General features: G+C 71.6%; 20 protein-coding genes and 1 tRNA gene. 15 read left to right on the top strand and 6 right to left on the bottom strand.

Annotated elements, in window-relative coordinates; all coding sequences use genetic code 11:
- Window positions 1–14 precede the first annotated feature (14 nt).
- Window positions 15–356 (bottom strand): TraR/DksA C4-type zinc finger protein, encoded by a 342-nt coding sequence (locus J3P36_RS04235; protein ID WP_210505989.1) that lies wholly within the window; start codon window positions 354–356, stop codon window positions 15–17.
- A 72-nt stretch (window positions 357–428) separates the two neighbouring features.
- Here J3P36_RS04235 and J3P36_RS04230 point away from each other — a divergent pair, with 72 nt between their 5' ends.
- The 3 genes from J3P36_RS04230 to J3P36_RS04220 are packed head-to-tail and all read left to right on the top strand — an operon-like array spanning window position 429 to window position 2,357.
- Window positions 429–1,328 (top strand): sensor histidine kinase, encoded by a 900-nt coding sequence (locus J3P36_RS04230; protein WP_210505988.1) that lies wholly within the window; start codon window positions 429–431, stop codon window positions 1,326–1,328.
- A complete protein-coding gene (locus tag J3P36_RS04225; RefSeq protein ID WP_210505987.1) occupies window positions 1,312–2,046 on the top strand; it encodes an AzlC family ABC transporter permease in 735 nt (244 codons plus the stop codon). Before J3P36_RS04230 ends, J3P36_RS04225 begins: the two co-directional genes overlap by 17 nt.
- Window positions 2,043–2,357, top strand: coding sequence for an AzlD domain-containing protein (locus J3P36_RS04220; RefSeq protein WP_210505986.1), 315 nt, complete (start codon window positions 2,043–2,045; stop codon window positions 2,355–2,357). Before J3P36_RS04225 ends, J3P36_RS04220 begins: the two co-directional genes overlap by 4 nt.
- 34 nt (window positions 2,358–2,391) lie before the next feature.
- Here the strand turns inward: J3P36_RS04220 and def are convergent, their stop codons facing one another.
- A complete protein-coding gene (def, locus tag J3P36_RS04215) occupies window positions 2,392–2,958 on the bottom strand; it encodes a peptide deformylase (RefSeq protein WP_210505985.1) in 567 nt (188 codons plus the stop codon).
- A gap of 47 nt (window positions 2,959–3,005) precedes the next feature.
- Between def and J3P36_RS04210 the strand changes: the two genes are divergently transcribed.
- The 3 genes from J3P36_RS04210 to J3P36_RS04200 all read left to right on the top strand — a co-directional run bounded on the left by J3P36_RS04210 (window position 3,006) and on the right by J3P36_RS04200 (window position 6,605).
- Window positions 3,006–3,920 carry a DMT family transporter gene (locus tag J3P36_RS04210; RefSeq protein WP_307806943.1) on the top strand — a complete coding sequence of 305 codons (915 nt, stop codon included), beginning with the start codon at window positions 3,006–3,008 and terminating at the stop codon, window positions 3,918–3,920.
- An 89-nt stretch (window positions 3,921–4,009) separates the two neighbouring features.
- Window positions 4,010–5,329, top strand: a complete 1,320-nt coding sequence (locus tag J3P36_RS04205) for a glycosyltransferase (protein WP_210505984.1) — start codon at window positions 4,010–4,012, stop codon at window positions 5,327–5,329.
- Window positions 5,330–5,510: 181 nt separating this feature from the next.
- Window positions 5,511–6,605 carry a class I SAM-dependent methyltransferase gene (locus J3P36_RS04200; RefSeq protein ID WP_210505983.1) on the top strand — a complete coding sequence of 365 codons (1,095 nt, stop codon included), beginning with the start codon at window positions 5,511–5,513 and terminating at the stop codon, window positions 6,603–6,605.
- A 113-nt stretch (window positions 6,606–6,718) separates the two neighbouring features.
- Here J3P36_RS04200 and J3P36_RS04195 read toward each other — a convergent pair whose 3' ends face one another.
- Complete coding sequence (locus J3P36_RS04195) at window positions 6,719–7,624, bottom strand: LysR family transcriptional regulator (protein WP_210505982.1); 906 nt, start codon at window positions 7,622–7,624, stop codon at window positions 6,719–6,721.
- 72 nt (window positions 7,625–7,696) lie between these two features.
- On the opposite strand from J3P36_RS04195, the gene hisD reads away from it, so the two are divergent.
- The 7 genes from hisD (at window position 7,697) to J3P36_RS04160 (ending at window position 14,806) form a co-directional block, all read left to right on the top strand.
- Window positions 7,697–9,019 carry a histidinol dehydrogenase gene (gene hisD / locus J3P36_RS04190; RefSeq protein WP_210505981.1) on the top strand — a complete coding sequence of 441 codons (1,323 nt, stop codon included), beginning with the start codon at window positions 7,697–7,699 and terminating at the stop codon, window positions 9,017–9,019.
- 49 nt (window positions 9,020–9,068) lie between these two features.
- Window positions 9,069–10,421: an ABC transporter substrate-binding protein gene (locus J3P36_RS04185; RefSeq protein ID WP_210505980.1), complete on the top strand. Its 1,353-nt coding sequence runs from the start codon at window positions 9,069–9,071 to the stop codon at window positions 10,419–10,421.
- Window positions 10,418–11,392 (top strand): carbohydrate ABC transporter permease, encoded by a 975-nt coding sequence (locus J3P36_RS04180; RefSeq protein WP_246854133.1) that lies wholly within the window; start codon window positions 10,418–10,420, stop codon window positions 11,390–11,392. The genes J3P36_RS04185 and J3P36_RS04180 overlap by 4 nt, the downstream gene beginning before the upstream one ends.
- Entirely contained in the window at window positions 11,373–12,170 is a 798-nt protein-coding gene (locus J3P36_RS16205) for a carbohydrate ABC transporter permease (protein WP_210505979.1), read from the top strand. The genes J3P36_RS04180 and J3P36_RS16205 overlap by 20 nt, the downstream gene beginning before the upstream one ends.
- The gene (locus J3P36_RS04170; protein ID WP_210505978.1) at window positions 12,167–13,015 is read left to right on the top strand and encodes a nitrilase-related carbon-nitrogen hydrolase; all 849 of its coding nucleotides are present in this window, start codon (window positions 12,167–12,169) and stop codon (window positions 13,013–13,015) included. The genes J3P36_RS16205 and J3P36_RS04170 overlap by 4 nt, the downstream gene beginning before the upstream one ends.
- Window positions 13,012–14,679, top strand: coding sequence for a glycoside hydrolase family 13 protein (locus J3P36_RS04165; RefSeq protein WP_210505977.1), 1,668 nt, complete (start codon window positions 13,012–13,014; stop codon window positions 14,677–14,679). Before J3P36_RS04170 ends, J3P36_RS04165 begins: the two co-directional genes overlap by 4 nt.
- A gap of 53 nt (window positions 14,680–14,732) precedes the next feature.
- Window positions 14,733–14,806 (top strand) — tRNA-Ile (locus J3P36_RS04160).
- Window positions 14,807–15,118: 312 nt separating this feature from the next.
- On the opposite strand, the gene J3P36_RS04155 is transcribed toward J3P36_RS04160, so the two are convergent.
- Together J3P36_RS04155 and J3P36_RS04150 are read right to left on the bottom strand one after the other, a co-directional pair.
- The gene (locus J3P36_RS04155; protein ID WP_210505976.1) at window positions 15,119–15,580 is read right to left on the bottom strand and encodes an SRPBCC family protein; all 462 of its coding nucleotides are present in this window, start codon (window positions 15,578–15,580) and stop codon (window positions 15,119–15,121) included.
- 110 nt (window positions 15,581–15,690) lie between these two features.
- Window positions 15,691–17,115, bottom strand: coding sequence for a PLP-dependent aminotransferase family protein (locus tag J3P36_RS04150; protein ID WP_210505975.1), 1,425 nt, complete (start codon window positions 17,113–17,115; stop codon window positions 15,691–15,693).
- A gap of 61 nt (window positions 17,116–17,176) precedes the next feature.
- Between J3P36_RS04150 and J3P36_RS04145 the strand changes: the two genes are divergently transcribed.
- Together J3P36_RS04145 and J3P36_RS04140 are read left to right on the top strand one after the other, a co-directional pair.
- Window positions 17,177–17,830 carry a YitT family protein gene (locus J3P36_RS04145; RefSeq protein ID WP_210505974.1) on the top strand — a complete coding sequence of 218 codons (654 nt, stop codon included), beginning with the start codon at window positions 17,177–17,179 and terminating at the stop codon, window positions 17,828–17,830.
- A gap of 318 nt (window positions 17,831–18,148) precedes the next feature.
- Window positions 18,149–19,417, top strand: a complete 1,269-nt coding sequence (locus tag J3P36_RS04140) for an alpha-hydroxy acid oxidase (RefSeq protein WP_210505973.1) — start codon at window positions 18,149–18,151, stop codon at window positions 19,415–19,417.
- A gap of 297 nt (window positions 19,418–19,714) precedes the next feature.
- Here J3P36_RS04140 and J3P36_RS04135 read toward each other — a convergent pair whose 3' ends face one another.
- Entirely contained in the window at window positions 19,715–21,739 is a 2,025-nt protein-coding gene (locus tag J3P36_RS04135) for a hypothetical protein (RefSeq protein WP_210505972.1), read from the bottom strand.
- Window positions 21,740–21,755 lie beyond the last annotated feature (16 nt).

Raw genomic sequence — 21,755 nt, 5'->3', positions numbered from 1 at the left:
CGTCTCCTCCTTCTTCAGCGGGCGTGCTCCACGCACGTGTCGGCCCAGGGGCGCGCCTCCAGGCGTCCCTCCGGGATCGGACGGCCGCAGCGCGCGCAGCCGCCGTAGCGGCCCTCGTCGAGCCGGGCGACCGCTGCGGCCACCGCCGCCCGGCGCTCCTCGGCGGCGCGGCGCAGCGCGTCCGCCTGCGACCGCTCGTACGCGATCGTCGCGCCCTCCGGGTCGTGCTCGTCGTCGGAGTTCGCGTCCTGGCGCGCGACGGTGATCGCCGCGATCTCCGCCCCCAGGTCGGCGAGCGTGCGCACGGCGGCGGCGTCCGCGTCGGCGAGCAGCGCTCGCGCCCGTGCCGCATCCACCCGCGTCTCCGATCCGCGACCCGGCCTATCGGCTTCCGGGCCGCTCTGGCCCGAAAGCCTAGACTGGCGCGCATGGCTTGGCCCCTCGACGCCGCCCTCACGGCGGCCCTGATCGCCGTGCCGGCCCTCCTCGCGGTCGTGTTCCTCGTGCTCTGGGTCCGCGCCCGTGGCCGCGCCCGGCTCCTCGCGTCCGAGCAGACCGCGTCCGCCCGCGCCCGGGTCGACCTCGAGCTGTCGGTGGCCGAGCAGGGCGGCCGGCTCCGGATCATCCGCGAGCTGCACGAGATCGCCCTGGGCCGGGTGCAGTCGATCATCGCCGACGCGGAGGGCGCCCGGTACGCCGCCGCGAGCGACCCGGCCGCCGCGGTGCGCGCCGCCGCGACGATCGCGGATTCGGGTCGTGCCGCGATGGCCGACATGCGCCGCGTCAACACGCTGGTCCGCGAGTCGGAGGCGGACGTCGCTCCACAGCCGACCCTCAAGTCGACGCGCGACCTGTTCAAGGTGATGCGCGACGCCGGACTCGGCGTCAGCTTCGACGAGGCGGGGGAGCCCTACGAGCTCAGCTCGGGCGCCGAGCTCGCCATCTACCGCATCCTCCAGGAGGCGCTGAGCAACTCGCTCAAGTGGGGGGGCGACGGGACCGAGGCGCGCGTCGGCTTCACCTGGATCGGCTCCGGCCTCCAGGTGCGCGTGGACGACAACGGCATCCGCAACGCCGCGCTGCGGAAGGGGCTCGACCCCGACTTCGGTGGCGCCGGCTACACCGTGGAGGACGACCTGCGGTCGCTGACCCAGGAGATCACCGGCCCGGGCATCGAGGAGATGCGCGAGCGCACCGAGCTGTTCGGCGGCGTGTTCTCGGCCAGCCAGACGGCGGGCGTCGGCTTCTCGGTGTCGGCGGTCTTCCCGGCGCTGCGCCACCACAACGGCGTGCACGGGGTCGACCTGACCCGTGGCGGCACGCGCTAGCGTCGCGGACCGCGATCCGCTGCGGGCGGCCACCCGCTCGGGCGTCGCGGTCGGCGTCGCCACCGCCGCGTACGGCGTCTCCTTCGGAGCGCTCTCCGTCGCGGCCGGGCTCGACATCTGGCAGACCTGCGTGCTCAGCCTGGTCATGTTCACCGGCGGATCGCAGTACGCCATCGTCGGGGTGATCGCCTCCGGCGGGCTCGCCGCGGGACCGGCCGGAATCGCGGGAGCGGCCCTGCTCGGCGCCCGCAACGTGCTCTACGGGATCCGCGTGAAGCCGATGATCGGCGGCGGCTTCTGGCGCAAGACCGCCGCCGCGATGCTGACGATCGACGAGACGACCGCCGTCTCGACCGCACAGCCGACGCTCGCCGCCCAGCGCCGCGGGTTCTGGGTGACCGGCCTCGTCGTCTACCTCGGCTGGAACCTCACCACGCTCGTCGGCGCGCTGCTCGGCGACGCGCTCGGCGACGTCCGCCAGTACGGGCTCGACGCCGCGGCGGGCGCCGCGTTCCTCGGGCTGCTCTGGCCCCGGCTGCGCGAGCTGCAGCCGGTCGCCGTCGCGATCGGCGCCGCCGTGGTCGCGACCGCCCTCGTGCCGGTGCTGCCCGCGGGCCTGCCGGTCCTCCTCGCCGCGGCGGTCGCGGTGGTGGTCGGGATGTTCGATCTCTTCGCCGTGCGAGCGGCGGCGCTCGACGCCGAGGAGGAGCCGACGTGACGCTCTGGCAGATCGTGCTGCTCGCGTCGATCGCGTGCCTCGCGCTGAAGTTCGCCGGCTACCTCGTGCCGTCGTCGGTGCTCGAGAAGCCTGCCGCGGCGCGCACCGCGAACCTCGTCACGGTGGCGCTGCTCGCCGCGCTCATCGCGGTGCAGACCGTCTCGACCGGCACGGCCCTCGTCGTCGACGCCCGGGTGCCGGCCGTCGCCCTCGCCGCGGTGCTGTTCGCGCTGCGAGTGCCGTTCGTCGTCGTCGTGATCGCCGCCGCAGCCGCCGCGGCCGTGCTTCGGCTCCTCGGCTGGGCGGCCTGAGAGCCGCCGGAGCCGCTGCGAATGGCGAGGTCCGTCAGCCCTCGAGGTCGTCGACGCCCGGCAGCCAGGACGACCCCGGCTTGCCCCAGCCGCGCTTCACGATCGTCTTCACCGCGCGCCGGCGGTGCACGAACTCGAGGCGGTCGACGTAGAGCACCCCGTCGAGGTGGTCGAACTCGTGCTGGAAGATGCGGGCGAACCAGCCGGACGCCTCGATCTCGAAGGGCTTCTGGTCGAGGTCCACAGCGCGCAGGATCGCCTTCTCGGCGCGGCGCAGCGGATACCGCTCGCCGGGCACGGAGAGGCAGCCCTCCGACTCGTAGTCCTCGTCCGCCTCGCCCGTCGGCGGCGGAGTGATCCACAGCTCGGGGTTGATGGCGACGCCCCGGCGGTCGTTGCCGTCGTCGTCCGGGTAGTTGTAGACGAACAGCCGCAGCGGCACCCCGACCTGCGGCGCGGCGAGCCCGACGCCGGGCGCCGCGAACATCGTGTCGTACATGTCGTCCACGAGGGTGCGCAGCTCGTCGTCGAAGCGGGTCACCGGCTCGGCGGGCTCGTGCAGCACCGGATCACCGGTGATGCGGATGGGGAGGATCGCCATATGCCGCTCAGACTATCGGCCCGGACCCGCCGGTAGAGTCTGGTTCCGTGCCGCCCGAGCTGACCGACCTGACCGAGGAGCTCATCTCGCGTCCCGGGCAGGCGATCGGCATCCCGCTCGCCCTGGTCGGCGCCGTGTTCCTCAGCCTCGGCGCCCAGTTCCAGCACAGCGGCGTCATCAAGGTGGAGCAGCACCACGGCACGGGGACACCCGGGCTGTCGATGCGCCAGCTCATGCTGCTCCTCAGCCGTCCGGCCTGGGTCATGGGCACGCTGATGCTCGGGCTCGCCATCGTGCTGCAGCTGCTGAGCCTCCGCTTCTCGCCGCTCATCGTCGTGCAGCCGCTCGGCGCGATCGCCCTCGTGATCACGTCGATCCTCAACGCCCGGGTCACTCGCACGCCGCTCAACAGGCGGACTATCCGGGCGATCGTGCTCTGCGTCGGGGGAGTGGGCCTGTTCGTCACGATCGCCGCGTTCACCGCGGTGGAGAGCGTGATCCGCGACCGTCAGCTCGTGATCATCCTCGTGATCCTCGCGGTCGTGCTGACTCTCTTCTTCGTCGCCTTCCTGTTCCTGCGGCACCACGTGCCAGCGGTCGGCTACATCATCGGCGCGGGGGTGCTCTACGGCTTCGTCGCGACGCTCGCCAAGGTCGTCATCAACCGTCTCGTGCAGGGCGACTTCGAGTGGCTCACCCTCCTCTGCCTCGCCGGGCTGCTCGCCGCGGCCGCGCTCGGCGCCTACTTCGTCCAGACCGCGTACTCCGCCGGCCCGCCCGACCTCGTCATCGCCGGTCTGACGGTCATCGATCCGATGGTCGCCGTCGCCATCGGCGTCGTCGTGCTCGGCGAGGCGCAGGCCGCCCCGCTGTACGCGGTGTTCGCGTTCGTCGTAGCCGGCGCCATCGCCGTCTTCGGCGTCTTCGACCTCGCCAAGCACCACCCGCAGACCCAGCGCTGACGGGATCCGCGGCTCGCGGACCGCGTCCTGCGGTCGTCCGGAGGCGTGCGGTAGCGTGAAAGCGCCCGGAAGTGAGACCCACCCAGTCAATGGCACCGCAAGGAAGTCCGATCGACGCCTCAGATACCGCCGGCCCCGTTCCCGGCGACGACTCTCCGCTCACCGTCCTCATCGTCGCGGACACGTTCCCGCCCGACGTGAACGGCGCCGCCAACTTCGCCATGCGGCTCGCCGCAGGGCTGACCGAGCGCGGCCACGACGTGCACGTGCTCGCGCAGTCGCACAACAACCGCGCAGGCGCCTTCCGCGAGCGCCACGCCGGCCAGACCTTCACCGTGCACCGCCTGCTCAGCCTCCGCTGGCTGAAGCACGACTGGATCCGCTTCGTCTACCCGTGGCGCATCAACGCGAACGCCGCGCGCATCATCGACGAGGTCAAGCCGGACGTGGTGCACATCCAGTCGCACTTCATCGCAGGGCGCGGCGCGTCGAACCAGGCGGTGAAGCGCGGCGTCCGGATCGTCGCCACCAACCACTTCATGCCCGAGAACCTGATCGAGTTCACCGGCCTGCCCCGATTCATCTGGCCGCTGTCGGTGCGGATCGCGTGGAAGGACGCGGCCCGCATCCTCGGCCGCGCCGCCGAGGTGACCTCCCCGACGCGCCGGGCCGCCGACTACCTCGAGCAGCAGACGGGCCTCCGTGGAGTGCACGCGGTGTCGTGCGGCATCCGCGCCGCCGACTACACGCCGAGCTTCGAGCCGCGCACGCGGAACCGCATCGCCTTCCACGGTCGTGTCGCGCCGGAGAAGCAGCTCGACAAGCTGCTCGAGGCCGTCGCGCTGCTGCCCGAGGACCTCGACGTGCACCTCGACATCGTCGGCGACGGCGACCAGCGCAGGAACCTCGAGAACCAGGCCGGCAAGCTCGGCATCCGCGACCGGGTCGAGTTCCACGGCCGGGTCACGGACCAGCGCCTGCGCCGCGTGCTCACCGAGGCGACGGTCTTCGCCATGCCGAGCATCGCCGAGCTGCAGAGCATCGCGACGATGGAGGCGATGGCGTCCGGGCTCCCGGTCGTCGCCGCGGACGCGATGGCGCTGCCTCACCTCGTGCACGACGGCGAGAACGGCTACCTCTTCCCGCCCGGCGACTCGCAGGCGCTCGCGGACCGCATCGAGCGCGTGCTGCGGCTGCCCGAGGAGGAGCTGCTCGTCATGAAGAACGCGTCGCTGCGCCTCATCGAGCCGCACGACATCGACACGACGCTGCAGGTGTTCGAGCACATGTACCGCGGTGAGCCGGTCGAGGACCCGATCACCGAGGTGCCGCCGCTGAGCGCGAAGCTGCGCGAGCAGTTCCGCTCGCTGCGCCGCAAGGTGCGCTCCGCCACCCTGACGGTCGACTAGCCGCGGGTCCGCGGGTCGTGCGGACAACTCGCGCTGGTAGACCGTCGCGACTTGTCCGCAGGACCCGCGCGACGGACGACCTTGCGCCGATCCCGCCTGCGGTGCAGGATCGCGGCGTCGGACGCATCCCCGCACCTCCCCGTGGCGTCCGCAATGGCCGGACTCGATGAGGAGCGCTCCGATGACCGATCTCAGCACCCGGCGTCCGCCCGTCGGCGCCGAGGAGTTCGCCGAGCGGGTGCTGCAATCGGCGCTCGGTCTCGTGGACCTCGTCAGCATCCACCTGGGTGACCGGCTCGGCTGGTACCGGGCGCTCGCGGATGCGGGCGAGGGTGGGCTCGAGCCGGCGGATCTCGCGGCCCGGACCGGAACGCACGAGCGGTACGCGCGGGAGTGGCTCGAGCAGCAGGCGGTGTCGGGCATCCTCGCGGTCGTGTCCGAGGACTCGACCGGGCGCCGGTACGTCGTGCCGGACGCGGTGCGCGAGGTGCTCGTCGACCGCGACTCGCTGCTCTTCTCGGCGCCGGTCGCCCGGATGTTCGCCGCATCCCTCGCACAGCTGCCGGCACTCGTCGAGGCCTACCGGAACGGTGGAGGCGTCTCGTGGGCGCAGCTCGGCGACGACGCCCGGGAATCGCAGGCGGACATCAACCGCCCGTGGTTCGAGCAGCGCCTCGCACCGGCCCTCGCGGCCGTCCCCGACCTGCACGAGCGCCTGACGAGGCCGGGTGCTCGGATCCTCGACGTCGCCTGCGGGCTCGGGTGGTCGACCCTGGCGCTGGCCCGGGCGTACCCGCAGGCGGCTCTGGTCGGCGTCGACATCGACGCGCCGTCCATCGACCGGGCGCGCGGCAACGCCCGCGACGCGGGACTCGGGGAACGCGTGGACTTCCGTGCGGGGGATGCGAGCACACTCGAGGAGAGCGGGTTCGACGTCGCGTTCGTGTTCGAGGCGGTGCACGACCTTCCGCACCCGCAATCGGTGCTCGCCGCGATCCGGGATGCGCTCTCCCCGGACGGGATCCTCGTCGTGATGGACGAGGCGGTGGCCGACGGCTTCACGCCGGAGGGCGACGAGCTGGAGCGCCTCATGTACGGCTACAGCCTGCTGGTCTGTCTGCCCGACAGCCTCTCGACGCCGGACTCGGTGGGCACGGGCACGGTGATGCGCCGCGCCGTCCTCGAGCGGTACGCGGCCGAGGCGGGCTTCTCGGCGGTCGAAGTGCTGCCGATCGAGGACTTCGCCGCGTTCCGGTTCTACGCGCTGAGGCCCTGACCGGCGAGCCGGCCCCGCGGGTGGCGCCTGTCCCGCCGCGGGTCATGCGGACATCCGCACCCCCGTACACCGTCGTGAGTCATCCGCAGCATCCGCACAGCCGGCGCACGCGGTCAGCCCTGCGGGAGCGGGCCGGGGATCATGTCGCGGGCGAAGCGCATCAGCTCCCGCGTCGCGGGGGAGAGGCCGGCGGACCGGCCCCGGATCATCGCGATCGTGTCGTAGAGCGGCTCCTCGAACGGCACGACGCCGACCCCCTCGGGCATGGTCGACGACTCCGCGATCGCGCGGCACACGATCGTGTCGCCCGCGCCGCGGCTGACGAGGCCGAGCGCCGCCTCGATGTGCTCGACCTCGATGCGGGCCTCGACGCGCAGACCCTCCAGCTGGGCCCGGGCGGCCAGCTGTCGCCGGGTGGGGTCGCGCCAGCCGTAGTGCGCGTCGTAGAGCACGAGCGGCGCCGCGCAGAACTCGGCGATCGTCTTGGGCTTCTGCAGGCGGGCCGGGTCGGCGCTCGCGTAGAACACCTCATCCCGGAAGAGCGGGGTGACGACGAGGTCCTCGTCGTCGATCGGCAGCACGACGAGCCCGGCCTCGAGCTCGCCCGTCGAGACCGCCGCGGCGACCTCGACCGAGTTGAGCCCGACGAGGCGCACCCGCACGTTCGGATACTCGGCATGGAAGCGCTCGATGAGGGAGGACAGCAGGTAGTAGTCGCCGTTCCGGAGCAGGCCGAACGTGGCGACGCCGCCCTCGAGGCTCTGGATGTCGCTCAGCGTCCGCTCCGCCGCCTCTGCCCCGGCGACGATCTGCTGGGCGTGCGGAAGCAGCTCCTCACCGGCGGCGGTGAGGGTCAGCCGGCGCGGACCCCGGACGAAGAGCTGGACCTGGTACTCGCTCTCCAGGCGGCGCACCAGCTCGGAGACGGACGGCTGGGTGATGCCGAGGTCGATGGCGGCGGCCGTGAAGGATCCCGTCTCCGCGGCGACCACGAACGCCCGGTACTGCCCGATTGACACAGGAGAACCCTATGCCACGTCAAGGAGGTCGGGCTCTGGTCCGATATTTGGGCTTCGATTAGCGTCGCCCGCATGCTCTTCTCCGCTCCCGTTCTCGCCTCCCTCGAGGGACGCTTCTCGCACGTCAAGACGCCCGGCGTCACCGCCCCCGCCGCCCAGCGCGACCCGAAGGTGATCGCCACCGTCTCCGAGATGCTGTCCACCATCGAGCGCGACGGACTGGACGCGGTGCGCCGCTACGCCCGCGACCTGGACCGCTGGGACGACCGCGACTTCGAGCTGTCGGGCGCCGAGCTGGCCGCGAGCGGCGACGCGCTGCCCGCCGACCTCCGCGAGGCGATCGAGCTCGGCTCCGCCCGCACCAAGGCGTTCGCGAACGAGCAGCGCTCGCACCTGAAGGACTTCTCGGTCGAGCTGGTCCCCGGCCTCGAGACCGGCGTCCGCTACATCCCCGTCGGCCGCGTCGGCGCCTACCTCCCGGCCGGCCGCTTCCCGCTGACCGCCAGCGCGTTCATGACCGTGGGCGTCGCGAAGGTCGCGGGCGTGCCCACCGTCGTCGCCTGCACCCCGCCGGGGCCCGACGGCCGCGCCAACAACGCCGTGCTCTACGCCGCGCACCTCTCCGGCGCGGACCGCGTGTTCGTGATCGGCGGCGTCCAGGCCCTCGCCGCGATGGCCTTCGGCCTCGTCGGCGACGCCCCGGTCGACATGCTCGTCGGCGCCGGCAACGCGTTCGTCGCGGAGGCGAAGCGCCAGCTGTTCGGCACCGTCGCCATCGACCTGCTCGCCGGCCCCTCCGAGGTCGCCGTCCTCGCCGACGACAGCGCCGACGCCGGCCTCGTCGCGGCGGACCTGCTCGGCCAGGCCGAGCACGGCGTCAACTCGCCGGCCGCGCTCGTCACCACCTCGCAGCGGCTCGCCGACGAGGTGCTCGTCGAGGTCGACCGCCAGCTCGCCGTCCTCTCCACCGAGCCGATCGCCGGACCGGCCTGGCGCGACTACGGCTCGATCACGGTCGCGGACAGCCCCGAGACCGCGATCGCGCTGATGGACGACCTCGCGCCGGAGCACCTCGAGGTGCTCACCGCCGACGACGACTACTATTTCTCGCGGCTGACCAACTACGGCTCCGTCTTCCTGGGGCCCTGGAGCACCGTCGCTTACTCCGACAAGGGGATGGCCGGCACGAACCACGTGCTCCCCACGGCCGGCGGCGCCAAGCACAGCGCCGGGCTGTCCGTCTCGCGGTTCCTCAAGCCGCTGACGTTCCAGCGCGTGTCGCGCGAGGCGACGCCCGCGCTCGCGCCCGCCGTCGAGACCATCTCCACGTCGGAGGCCATGGACGCCCACCGCGAGACGGCCACGCGCCGCATCGCGCTCCACGCGTCCGCCTGACCCCGACCGTCCCGCACCTCCCACGCACCCTGAGCATCTGGAGCACTCCATGACGTCCAACGCCTTCCGATCGCGGCGCCCGCACCGCGTGCTGCTCGCCGCCGGCGTCGCAGCCCTCGCCGTCGGCCTCACCGCCTGCGCGCCCGGCTCCAACTCGGCCGGCGGTGCCGAGACCGAGGAGATCACCGCCGAGGTCACGCCCGAGCAGGTCGCCGAGCTCGGCGACATCACCCTCACCGGCTGGGCGGATGTCGCCGAGCAGGGGCTGATGGAGCAGTTCATCCCGCGGTTCGAGGAGGAGTACCCGAACGTCACGGTGGACATGCAGTACAAGAGCTTCAACGACCTCATCGCCACCGTCGTCAACGCCGCGAACAGCAAGGACGCCCCGGACGTGTTCCAGGGCAACATCGGCTACGCGGTCGACGGCGCGCTCGTCGAGGCCGGGCTCGTGCGTCCGCTCGACGACGTGGCCGAGGTCTACGGCTGGGATTCCGACGCGGCCGCCGAGACCCTCGCTCCGGCGCGCTGGAACGAGGACGGCACCCGCTTCGGCAGCGGCACCCTCTATGGCATGTCCGTCATCACCGAGGTGCAGGGCATCTACTACAACAAGGCGAAGCTCCAGGCGCTCGGCATCGAGGTGCCGCAGTCGATCGACGAGCTCGAGGCGGCGCTGCCGGTCGCGGCCGCCGCCGGCGAGCAGCCGATCATGCTCGGCAACGCCGACCAGTACGCGGCCATGCACGTCTACTCCGACATCGCCGCCGCCGAGCAGGACCCGCAGGACATCCGCGACTGGGTGTTCGGCGAGGAGGACGCCACCTTCGCCACCGAGGGCAACCTCGCGGCCGCCGAGCGCATCGCAGACTGGGCCCAGCAGGGCTTCTTCGGCGAGGGCTACGACGGCATCGGCAACGAGGACGCGATCGCGCGCTTCGCCGGCGGCGAGGGCGTGTTCTTCGTCGGCGGCTCCTGGAACGGCGCCAAGCTGACCGACGCGCCCGCCCCCGGCTTCGGCATGTCCGCGCTGCCGGACGGCGGCGTCGGCGCCATCGCCTCCCCGTGGCACATCTCGGCGAACTCGGACGCGAGCCCGGCTGCGATCGCCTTCCTCGACATGCTCCGCACGCCGGAGACCGCGCAGGAGATCGTCGACACCGGCCGCCTCCCCGTCCTGCTCGAGGGCGTGACCGGCGACGGCGAGCTGGAGAGCGAGACCCTCGCCGTCGCCGACGCGACCATCGCGGCCGGCGGCCAGGTCGGCTACTACGACTGGACCACGACCGACATGTTCTCGGTCATGGGCGGCGCGCTGCAGGAGCTGATGGCCGGCCGGACCACCGCGGAGGAGTTCGCCGACACGGTGCAGGCCGATTGGGAAGGCACGTACGCCGGATGACGACCGACGTCCGGCTGAGCGGGTCGGAGCGGGTCACCCCGCTCCGGCCCGCCGCGCCGGTTCCGCCGAAGCGCCGAGCGCGCCGCGACTGGATCGGCTACGCCTACCTCGCCCCCGCCCTCGTGTTCTACGGCGTCTTCGTCGTCGTGCCGATCCTGCAGTCGATCCAGATCTCGTTCTACGACTACAACGGCCTGAGCGTCGCCAGCTGGGTCGGGCTCGACAACTACGCCGCCGTCCTCAGCGACGGCCGGCTGCTCGAGGCCCTCGGGCACTCCTTCGTGTTCCTCCTCTTCTACTCGGTGCTCCCGGTCATGCTCGGGCTGCTGCTCGCGGGCCTCATGTCCCGCATCCGCATCTACGGCCTCACCGCGTTCCGCGCGCTGCTGTTCCTGCCGCAGATCCTGTCGACCGTCGTGGTCGCCGTCGCCTGGCGAGGCATCTACGACATCGACGGGCCGATCAACGAGTTCCTCCGCGCCATCGGGCTCGGCGATCTCGCCCGCGCCTGGATCGGCGACTTCGACAGTGCGCTCCCGTCCGTCGGCCTCGTCGGCACGTGGATCGAGTACGGCCTCTGCATGGTGCTCTTCCTGGCCGGCATCGCGGCGATCGACCGGGAGATGTACGAGGCGGCCCGCCTCGACGGCGCCGGCGCCGTCCGCGAGTTCTTCTCGCTCACCGTCCCGTCGCTGCGGCCGCAGATCGTCGTCGCGATGATCCTCACCGTCACGTTCGCGCTGCGGAACTTCGACATCGTCTGGAACACCACCCGCGGTGGGCCGGGCACGTCGACGACGGTGCCGAGCGTGTTCGTCTACCAGTTCGCGTTCCAGAGCCGCGACATCGGCCTCGCCTCCGCGCTCGCCATCGCGCTCACCGTCGTCACCCTCGCGGTCGTCGGCGTCGTGCTGCTCCTCGGCCGGGAGCGCGACTCGAAGGGAGGCCGCCGTGCGCGTCGCGCGTCGTGATTCCGTCCTCAGCCACGCCGTGCTCGTGCTCGCGTCGCTGATCGCCGTCTACCCGCTCGCCACGATCGTGGTGCGTGCCCTCGGCGGCGCCGACGGATGGACCCTCGCCAACTTCGCTCAGGCGTGGACGCGGGGGAGCTTCGCGTCGGCGCTGCTGTCGAGCACCGTCGTCGCGGTCAGCGTCGTCGTGCTCACCTCGGTGGTCGCGACGCTCGCCGCGTTCGCGTTCACGTTCCTCCGCGTGCCCGGCGCGAAGATCATCCTCGGCCTGCTGCTCGTCGGCCTCGTGCTTCCGTACGAGGTGACGGTGTACCCGCTGTACGAGATGCTGTCCGGCTTCGGGCTCATCGACACGTACTGGGCGCTGATCCTGCCGCAGGTGGGCCTCTCGGTGCCGCTCGGCGTGTTCTGGATGAACTCCTTCCTCGGCACCCTGCCGATGTCGCTCGTCGAGGCGGCCTACCTCGACGGCGCCTCGCGCCGCCAGGTGCTCGGCAGCATCATCGCGCCGCTCGCGCGGCCCGCGATCGGCACGATGGCGACGCTGGTGTTCCTCTTCACCTGGAACGAGTTCCTGCTCGCCCTCGTGCTGCTGCCGCAGAACGAGGCGGTGCAGACGGCGCCGTTGTCGCTGTCGTTCTTCTCGGGCGCTGCCCGCGCGACGGATCCGGCCGTCACCGCTGCGGCCGCCGTGCTCGTCGCGGCGCCGATCATCCTCTTCTACGTGCTGCTGCAGCGCCGGCTCATCTCCGGCGTCGTCGACGGGGCGGTCAAGTGACCGCCCCCGCGTCCACCGCGGTCGTCGCCCTGCAGCAGATCGCGCCCTGGGTCGGTCGCAACGACGAGAACCGCCGCCGGGTCGCCCGTGCGATCGCGGACGCGGCGGCCGCCGGCGCGAACGTGATCGTGCTGCCCGAGCTCGCGACCTCCGGCTACATGTTCGAGAGCGTCGACGAGGTGCGGGCGGCGGCCCTCCCGGCGGATTCGCCGCTCCTCGCCGAGTGGGCGGAGCTCCTCGCCGGCACGACCGCGGTCGCCGTCGTCGGCTTCGCCGAGCTCGCCGAGGACGGGCGGCTCTTCAACAGCGCCGCCGTGCTCGACGCATCCGGTGTGCGCGCCGTCTACCGGAAGACGCACCTCTGGAACCGGGAGAAGCTGTTCTTCACCCCGGGCGACGAGCTTCCGCCCGTCGTCGACACCGAGGCCGGCCGGGTCGGCGTGCTCGTCTGCTATGACCTCGAGTTCCCCGAGATGGTGCGGCACCTCGCCGTCGAGGGCGCCGACCTCGTCGCCGTCCCCACCAACTGGCCGCGCGTGCCCAAGGTCACGGGCGACCTGTTCCCCGAGGTGATGATCGGCATGGCGAACGCCCGCGTCAACAAGGTGGCGATCGCCGTCTGCGATCGCGCCGGACGCGAGCGCGGCCAGGAGTGGAACCAGGGGAGCGCGGTCATCGACCAGTACGGCAACGTGGTCGCGCAGCGCACCGACGCCGGGCTCCTCACCGTGCCCGTCGATCTCACCGTGTCGCGGGACAAGACCCTCACCGAGCACGCGGACGCCCTCGGGGACCGCCGGCTCGACCTCTACGGCGGCGATGCCGCGAAGGAAGGCGACCGATGAACGCAGCTGCGACCGGCGCGACCCCGACCGAGTGGTGGCGCGACGCCGTCATCTACCAGGTGTACCCGCGCTCCTTCGCGGATGCGAACGGCGACGGTGAGGGCGACCTCCCGGGCATCACGAGCCGGCTCGAGCACCTCGCCTCGCTCGGCGTCGACGCGCTGTGGCTGTCCCCGTTCTACCCGTCGCCGCAGAAGGACGGCGGGTACGACGTCGCCGACTACCGCGACGTCGACCCCCGCTTCGGCACGCTCGCGGACGCGGAGGCGCTCGTCGCCCGGGCCCACGAGCTGAACCTCCGGGTGATCGTCGACCTCGTCCCGAACCACTGCTCCTGGGACCACGCCGACTTCAAGGCCGCCCTCGCCGCCGGCCCGGGCAGCCCGGAGCGGGAGAAGTTCATCTTCCGCGACGGCACGGGTGCCGATGGCTCCCTGCCGCCGAACGACTGGCAGAGCATGTTCCATGGCCCCGCCTGGACCCGCGTGACCGAGCCGGACGGCACGCAGGGCCAGTGGTACCTGCACCTCTTCGACCCGTCCCAGCCGGACTGGAATTGGGACAACCCGGCCGTCCGCGACGACTTCGACGCCACCCTCCGCTTCTGGCTCGACCGCGGGGTCGACGGCTTCCGCGTCGACGTCTGCGACGCGCTCGTCAAGGCGCCCGGCCTGCCGAGCTGGCCGCACCTCAACCTCGGCGTCGTCCGCCCGATCGACGGCAAGTTCCCGCCCATGTGGGACCAGGAGGGCATCCACGAGATCTTCCGACGCTGGCGCGGCGTCCTCGACTCGTACGAGGGCGAGCGCATCCTCTGCGCCGAGGCCTGGCTCATGCCGGACCGCATCGCCCGCATCACCCGCCCCGGCGAGATGCACCAGGCGTTCAACTTCGCCTACCTGGAGACGAAGTGGCGCGCCGAGGACCTGCGCGCCACGATCGACACCTCCCTCGCGGCGAACGGCGCGGTCGGTGCCCCGACCACGTGGGTGCTCTCGAACCACGACGTGATCCGCCACGCGAGCCGCTTCGGCTTCGACGCGGACCTCGAGCTGCAGGACGGCATCGGCGCGGACGACCCGCAGCCGGACCGCGAGCTCGGCCTCCGGCGGGCCCGCGCCGCGACGCTCCTCATGCTCGGCCTGCCGGGCGCCGCCTACCTCTACCAGGGCGAGGAGCTCGGCCTGCCCGAGCACACCGAGCTGCCGGACGAGTTCCGCGAGGACCCGACGTGGGAGCGCTCCGGCCACACCGTGCGCGGCCGCGACGGCTGCCGCATCCCGATGCCGTGGGAGAAGGACGCCCGCGCGTTCGGCTTCGGCGACACCGACACGACCTGGCTTCCGCAGCCCGACTACTACGGGGATTACGCGGTCGACCAGCAGTCCGGCCGGGACGGCTCGACGCTCGAACTGTATCGCGCGGCGCTCGTCCAGCGCCGTGAGCTCGGACTCGGCGGGGGAGAGTTGGAGTGGCTGCCCGACCTGCCGGAGGGCGTGCTCGGCTTCCGCAACGGCTCGGTCGCCGTCGTCGCGAACACGACCCGCGAGGACGTCGAGCTCGGCGACCGCTTCGCCGACGCGACGGTCGCGCTCGCGTCCGGCGTCGGCTCGCCGCGCCTGGTGCCCGCCGACACGACGGTCTGGCTCCGCCTCGCCGGGTGACGCCCGCCTTGGCCGCCGCCGTTCCGGGCGGCGGCTAAGGTGAGGTGCGTCACGGGGCGGTAGCTCAGCTGGTCAGAGCAGTGGACTCATAATCCATCGGTCACGGGTTCAAGTCCCGTCCGCCCTACTCGGAGGAGCCTGGGTCATCCGGCACCGCTGCAAGGTGCCGATCTCAGGACTCCCTATCGTGTCCGTGTCGTGTCCGATGGCCTGGGCGCGCCACCGCGAGACGGACCAGCACGGCACCTCCGAGCCCTCGGGCGACGGTAGGGGTAGGCACGCCGACGATCGCCGCCTGCAGGGTGAACCGCCCCGGTGGGCCGGAGGCCCGCGCCCCGGGCGTCACCGCGAGCCCCTCCAGAACCGCGCGCTTGTCCCAGCACGTCCGGTCCTGGTCGGCGAGCAGGAGCACCGGCCCCGCTCGTCGGCCGAGTGGCTGTCAGCCCGCGACAGCGCCCTCATCGGCAGCGCGCTGACCCTCCACATAGCTCTTGAGACTGCTGCCGATGTGCCTGAGCCGACGTTGCAGCACCGGGCGGAGCGCAGGGGTCAGCGGCTTCATCCACGACGGCAGCGTCACGTCCGCGCGCTGAACGAACCGGGTTCCGCCGTGGGCCCCGTCCTCGAAAGTCAGCGTGTGCACCATTCGCATGCCTGCCGCCATGCCGTCATGCACCACGATGCGGGGCCGCTCGAACTCCCCGTACACCCACTCCAGCTTGCCGAGCATGTGCCACTTCCCGCGGTAGCGCGTTCCCTCAGCGAGCGGGCCATCGGTCAGCTTCTCCATCCAGATCGGGCCCTTCGGGTCCCACTGGAACTCGTTCTCCGGGATGGCGAAGGTGTCCCACACCTGCTCGCGCGGGCCATCGATCTCATCGATCTGATGCAGGGTCAGCATCGCCGTCTCCTCCCGAGCGGGAACGCCTGTGGCTCCCCGCAAGGGTTCATGACCGTCGCGGCGACCACCAGGGCCTTTCGCCGCCCATAGGGACCGTCGGTCGTCCCTCCTCAGACCACGGCGGCCAGCGGAGGATCCATCGTGCGCGGGGCGTCGGCGACCTCCGCCCAGACGGACGCGAGGATGTCGACCGCCCGGACGCTGGCCTCGGGGCCCGACGAGAAGGGGATGCGGAGGAACCGCTCGAACGCTCCGTCCAGCCCGAACCAGGGGCCGGCGGCGATCCGCAGACTGCGTGATCGTGCCCCGATCGCGAGCTGTGAGCTGACCGGGGCGTCGAACCGCACCCAGGCGGAGAGGCCGCCGGCGATCTCGGGGACGTGCCACTGCGGCAGGCGCTCCGCGAGCCGGGCGCGCAGGGCGTCGCGGGCGGCACCATGCTCCCGCCGCCGATGCTCGAGCACCTGGTCGAACTCGGCGAGCAGCTCCGTCACGACGAGCTGATCGAAGACCGCGGTCCCCAGGTCCCCGGCCGGGCGCGCAGCGGCGAAGGACGCGATGTGCTCCTCGCCTGCTCGGATCCAGCCGACGCGGAGGCCGCCCCACATGGTCTTGCTCGCCGACCCGATCGTCACGACGCTCGAGCGGCGGGACGCGAAGGCCGCCGGGGGCACCATGGGCCCGCGATCGATGTCAAGCTCGCCGGTCGTCTCATCCACGAGCAGGAGGGTTCCGGCATCCTCGGCGGCGCGGACGAGACGTCGACGCTCGGCTTCGGTCATCGAGCGGCCGGTCGGATTGTGGAAGTCCGGCATGACGTAGGCGAGCGAGGGGGCGGCCCGCCGGAGCAGCTGCTCCGTCTCGTCGAGGTTCCAGCCGGTGTCGGAGTCGACCGCGATCGGCAGCAGCCGCGCCCCCGCCGCGCGGAGGGCCTCATAGGCGTGCGGATATCCCGGAGTCTCCACGATCGCGCGGTCCCCGCGGGACAGCAGGGTGCGCGCGACCAGGGCGATGGCCGGCTGCGCGCCGGAGGTGATGAGCAGTTGCGACGGCGAGGTCGGCACCCCGCGGGCGGTGTACCGCGCGGCCAGCGCCTCGCGGAGGGCCGGGATGCCGACGAACTCGTACCCGGAACCGCCGAGAGCGGAAGGCAGCCGCAGCAGCGCCCGCTCGGCGGCGGCCTGGAAGCCGGGGACGGCGGGGGAGGAGGCGGTCGCGAAGTCGAGCATGCCGTCGGTCGAGCCGGGGGACTGGATGGTGCCGCCCGGGATGCCGATGACGCTGCCCGATCCGCGCACCGTCTTCACGTAGCCCGCCGCCCGCAGCTCGTCGAGCGCCGCGGCGATGGTGTTCCGGCTGGCGCCGAGACGATCGGCCAGCTCCCGTTCGCCGGGGAGGCGGCTGCCGGCGGGCAGGCGCCCGTCGATGGCGAGCAGCCGCACGCGATCGGCCAGGGTGCGGTAGCCCGCGCCGGGAGCCGAACGCCAGTCGCTCAGCAGCTCCGCCAGCTGTGCCGCACCGATCGCTCGTGTCATGGCGCCACTCTATGCGGATTGGACCTGTTCTATAAGTCCAATTGCGCGATTGGATCACTTGGTGATCGATCGACTGCTCCTTGCCCGCTGGACCCGCCTGCTCTCCGGGCTCGTGCTCTACGGTCTCGCCGACGGGCTGATCATCCAGGCCGGCATCGGCGTGACGCCCTGGGACGTGCTCGGTCAGGGTGTTTCGCTGCGGACGGGCCTGCTGTTCGGCCTGGTCACCATCGGGATCGGTGCGCTCGTGCTGCTGCTCTGGATCCCGCTCCGTCAGCGACCCGGCATCGGCACCCTGCTCAACGTGCTCCTGGTAGGTGCGGCGGCGCAGGTCGTGCTCTGGCTGGTGCCCACGCCTGAGCCCCTCCTGGCGAGGATCGGCCTGTTCGTCCTGGGGCTGCTGCTCCTCGCCGTCGCGACCGGACTCTACGTGGGCGCTCAGTTCGGTGCGGGCCCGCGTGACGGACTGATGCTGGGCATCTCGAGACGGCTCGGCTGGCCGATCTGGGGAGCGCGAACCGCCGTCGAGGGAACCGTCGTGGCGCTCGGCTGGCTCCTCGGAGGCAACGCCGGGATCGGCACCCTCGCCTTCGCCCTGCTCATCGGCCCGCTCTGCCAGATCACCATCCCCTTCTTCTCCCTCCGCCCCGTAGTTCCGGCGTGGGTTCCCGCCGGCGAGCCGCGAAGGGAGGATCCGACATGGCAATCGGCATGATGACGCTGGGGCTGCTGGCCCTGGCCGCGCTCGCCGGCACGGCGGTGCAACTGCTCCGCGACGGCTACCGGCGCGTCCCCACTCGGCGCTGAGCTGGGGTTCTGCGCCGTCGATCTCTGGAGGAAACGCGACCGTTTGTCCTGCAAGTTCCCCTGCGCAGGCGATGTGTTCTCGGGGGCGGTGCGTCTATTGTTGGTCGGGAACGGTGAATCGATTCAGGCTGCGACGCCGATCGATCAGCCTCGCGCCCGATAGGGTTCACTCCGCCACCAGGCCACCAATACTCGCTCACACCGCGACCGGATAGGACGACCAACGATGGTTCAGCGCCAGCTGCCCAACCCTGTCGAGCTCCTGGAACTCATGAAGTTCAAGAAGCCGGAGTTGAACGGCCGGAAGCGCCGGCTGGAGTCGGCGCTGACGATCGGCGATCTTCGCGCGATAGCGAAGCGACGCACGCCGAAGGCCGCGTTCGACTACACCGACGGCGGCGCCGAGGGGGAGCTGTCCCTGGCGCGGGCGCGCCAGGCGTTCGAGGACATCGAGTTCCATCCGGACGTGCTGCGCCCGGCGGAGAACGTCGACATGTCGTGCGACATCCTCGGCGGCCCGTCCGCCCTGCCGTTCGGGATCGCCCCGACCGGCTTCACCCGATTGATGCAGACCGAGGGGGAGACCGCCGGTGCATCGGCGGCTGCGGCCGCCGGCATCCCGTTCACCCTGTCGACGCTCGGCACCTCGTCGATCGAGACGGTCAAGGCGGCGAACCCGCACGGCCGGAACTGGTTCCAGCTGTACGTCATGCGCCAGCGCGAGATCTCCTATGAACTCGCTCGCCGGGCCGGCGAGGCCGGATTCGACACGCTGATGTTCACCGTCGACACCCCCGTTGCCGGTGCGCGTCTGCGCGACAAGCGCAACGGGTTCTCCATTCCGCCGCAGCTGACCGTCGGCACCATCGTGAATGCCATCCCCCGGCCGTGGTGGTGGTACGACTTCCTGACCACCCCCAAGCTCGAGTTCGCCTCGCTGTCGGACACCGGCGGCACCGTCGGGGACCTGCTCAACGCCGCGATGGACCCCACCATCAGCTACGACGACCTCGCGGTGATCCGCAGCATCTGGCCCGGGAAGATCGTCATCAAGGGCGTCCAGAATGTCGAGGACTCCAAGCGACTGGTCGACTCGGGCGTCGACGGGATCATCCTGTCCAACCACGGCGGCCGCCAGCTGGATCGCGCCCCGATCCCGTTCCGCCTGCTGCCGCACGTCGTGCGCGAGGTCGGGAAGGACGCAACCATCATGGTCGACACCGGCATCATGAACGGCGCCGACATCGTCGCCTCCGTCGCGCTCGGTGCGAAGTTCACCCTCATCGGACGGGCGTACCTCTACGGGCTGATGGCCGGTGGACGTCAGGGCGTGGACCGCGCGATCGAGATCCTGCGCAGTGAGATCGAGCGCACCATGAAGCTTCTCGGTGTGTCGGCACTCGGGGAGCTCGAGCCCCGGCACGTCACTCAGCTCACCCGGCTCGTGCCGGCAGGCGCCCCGGCGATCGACCTCGCTTCAGTGCCTCGGAACTAGGCGCCTCCTCGGCGACCGCGGATCCCGAGAACTCGCCACGCCGACTCCTCGTGGCTGCTGCTCGGAACTGCACCGACCCGGTCGAACGCGCCTTCAACATGCGCAGGGGGTGAGCGGTCCACTCGACTCTCCTTGCGGAGCTCCCCGAGTGCCCAAGCCGATCATCGCCGGGCACGCCCGCGGGACTGGCGTGCAGAAGATCAGGCGGTTGTCTCCGCGGAGCCGACCCGTTCGCCGGCACGCTCCGCCGGCTCCCAACCGAGCAGGTCACCCGGCTGGCACTCCGCACCCCCTCGATCAACTCGGCGCAGCGTCCTGTGCGTCGAGGTCCATCCAGATCGCCAGATGCCAGTCCTGGTCGTTGGCCAGAGGGTCCGCCACATGGGCGGCCTCCCCGTCGACGGCCGTGGGGAACACGAATGCGCAGGTGGCCGAGCCGTCGGGGAAGTAGTTGCTCATGTTCGCGCGCAGGATGGTGCCCGCGAGGGCCTCGGTCTCGGCAGTGCGGAGCGGGTCGGGGAGGCGTGCGAGGACGGTGGAGGTGAGCACGCTCCAGTAGTGCGGGAACACGTCGCCCCACTGGCGGCGGCGGCCGAACCAGTAGCCGTCCCAGTGCCGGATTGCGACGCCCTGGAGTCGGGCGTGCGGCTGAGGACCGCCGAACGCCAGGAGCCAGCGCAGCCGGGTGCTGATCTCCGGTAGGAGGTCGGGGTCGCCGCTGATCCGATGCGCGTCGATCAGGAGGCTTACGAGCGGCCCGACCATCGCCTGCTCGTAGGCGACCTCGTGGGCCGGCAGCGCGGTGCCCATGGCGATGAAGTAGCGGGCGCTCCGGACGAGCTCGTTCCGGAGCTGCTGGGCGCGAGTCGTCTGTCCGTCCTCGGCCAGTCGATCGGCGACCGCCACGCAGGCCTCCGAGTAGCCGATGGCGAGGAACCTGCCGATGCCGAGCTCGAGGGCGCGTTCGAGGATGCGGGCCGCCAATTCGAGGTCATCCGGGTTGCGCCTCCAGCGGAAGCGCTCGACGAAGAACCGCGCGAGCCACGGGGAGTCGTACAGTCTCGTACCGCTGTGGTCCTGGGACCCGCGCCTCGGTGCCGCGCTGCCGTCCAAAAGGTGGACGCGGGCGAACTGGCTCCAGCCTTCGAGGAAGTCGTCGACCTCAGGGGCGACCCAGCCGCGCGCGAGCGCGTAGTGGAGCATCAGCGCGACTCCGATGCGCTCGGAGCCGTCCGTCCAATCCGACCAGCCGTTGGTCGCCTGGGTCAGCCGCGTGGAGGTGTCGACCGGCACGATGGCGTTGGCGAGCAGTCCCTGGCGCTCGGTGGTCCGCTGATGGGCCAGGACGTAGGAGGAGCGGGCCGTGACGGTGGTCTCGAGGTCGGCGTGGAAGAGGACCTCGGTTCTCGCGTCCGCGCCGATCGAAACCCGGTACGAGCCCGGGGTGTGTGCGGTGAGGCGAACGCCGCCGGCGATGGGGGCGATCGTCACCTCCTTCTCGGCGGCCACGGCCTGCGCGGTGAGCACGTCGATGTGTTCTCCGAGCGGCACGGCGTAGGCGGAGAAGCGAGCGGGGGCGGAGGTCGCCGCGAGGAACTCGTCGACGTCGTCGTACCAGCTCAGCTCCCAGGCGAGGGTGTAGTCCCCGTCGGGCGCGAGCTCGAGCACCGGCTGCCCTCCGAACGCACCGGCGTTGCGGGCGGCGTCGGTCACCTGCAGCACGATGTGGCCGCGAGCATTGGAGATGGAGTTCGCGTTGCGGGTCTCGACGGAGTACCCGTGCACGGCGCCCTCGCGGACGATCAGTCCGAGCAGGCGCCCGTCGCCCGCCATGGGTTGGGCGAGCGCCCAGGCCCAGGTGCCGCCGGTGAAGAGATGGGCATGCACGCGGCGACTCAGGGCGTCCTCTGCGTTCTGGTAGAGGTCGGCGAAAGGCGTCTGGATGCCGATGCTGGTGAGCCGAACCGGTTCCCGGGAGATGTTGCGGAAGCGGTAGACCTCCCGGAAGACGTCGCCGCCGTGGCGCTCGACCGTCACCTCGATGCGCTCCGACAGCCGGTGCGTCGCTCGGAGCCCGTGTTCGTCGACGACGAGCTCCGAGGGCGCGTTCCACCGCGCCGCCCAGCCGTCGCCGATCAGGTGGCCGGATCCCCACGAGTGCTCGACGGAGTGCCAGGGCACGGATTCGTCGAGGAGGAAGGTGCGCTCCGGTGCACGGTCGTCGGTGAACTGGACGGGGCTCCCTGTGTCTTGATCGATGCTGACGGATCCGCTTCCGAGCGGGAAAGTGAGCAGGGTGGAGCGTGGAGAGACGAGCGTCATGGAATGGTGCTTTCTG

This window comes from Naasia sp. SYSU D00057 (assembly GCF_017916505.1).
In the GTDB taxonomy this organism is placed as follows: Bacteria; Actinomycetota; Actinomycetes; order Actinomycetales; family Microbacteriaceae; genus Naasia.
This window is presented reverse-complemented; position numbering and strand designations above follow the sequence as displayed.

Coding starts and splice junctions, on each gene's coding strand:
- J3P36_RS04230 (WP_210505988.1), top strand. CDS start 429: ATGGCTTGGCCCCTCGACGCCGCCCTCACGGCGGCCCTGATCGCCGTG.
- def (WP_210505985.1), bottom strand. CDS start 2,958: ATGGCGATCCTCCCCATCCGCATCACCGGTGATCCGGTGCTGCACGAG.
- J3P36_RS04205 (WP_210505984.1), top strand. CDS start 4,010: ATGGCACCGCAAGGAAGTCCGATCGACGCCTCAGATACCGCCGGCCCC.
- J3P36_RS04200 (WP_210505983.1), top strand. CDS start 5,511: ATGACCGATCTCAGCACCCGGCGTCCGCCCGTCGGCGCCGAGGAGTTC.
- hisD (WP_210505981.1), top strand. CDS start 7,697: ATGCTCTTCTCCGCTCCCGTTCTCGCCTCCCTCGAGGGACGCTTCTCG.
- J3P36_RS04185 (WP_210505980.1), top strand. CDS start 9,069: ATGACGTCCAACGCCTTCCGATCGCGGCGCCCGCACCGCGTGCTGCTC.
- J3P36_RS04180 (WP_246854133.1), top strand. CDS start 10,418: ATGACGACCGACGTCCGGCTGAGCGGGTCGGAGCGGGTCACCCCGCTC.
- J3P36_RS04165 (WP_210505977.1), top strand. CDS start 13,012: ATGAACGCAGCTGCGACCGGCGCGACCCCGACCGAGTGGTGGCGCGAC.
- J3P36_RS04155 (WP_210505976.1), bottom strand. CDS start 15,580: ATGCTGACCCTGCATCAGATCGATGAGATCGATGGCCCGCGCGAGCAG.
- J3P36_RS04150 (WP_210505975.1), bottom strand. CDS start 17,115: ATGACACGAGCGATCGGTGCGGCACAGCTGGCGGAGCTGCTGAGCGAC.
- J3P36_RS04140 (WP_210505973.1), top strand. CDS start 18,149: ATGGTTCAGCGCCAGCTGCCCAACCCTGTCGAGCTCCTGGAACTCATG.
- J3P36_RS04135 (WP_210505972.1), bottom strand. CDS start 21,739: ATGACGCTCGTCTCTCCACGCTCCACCCTGCTCACTTTCCCGCTCGGA.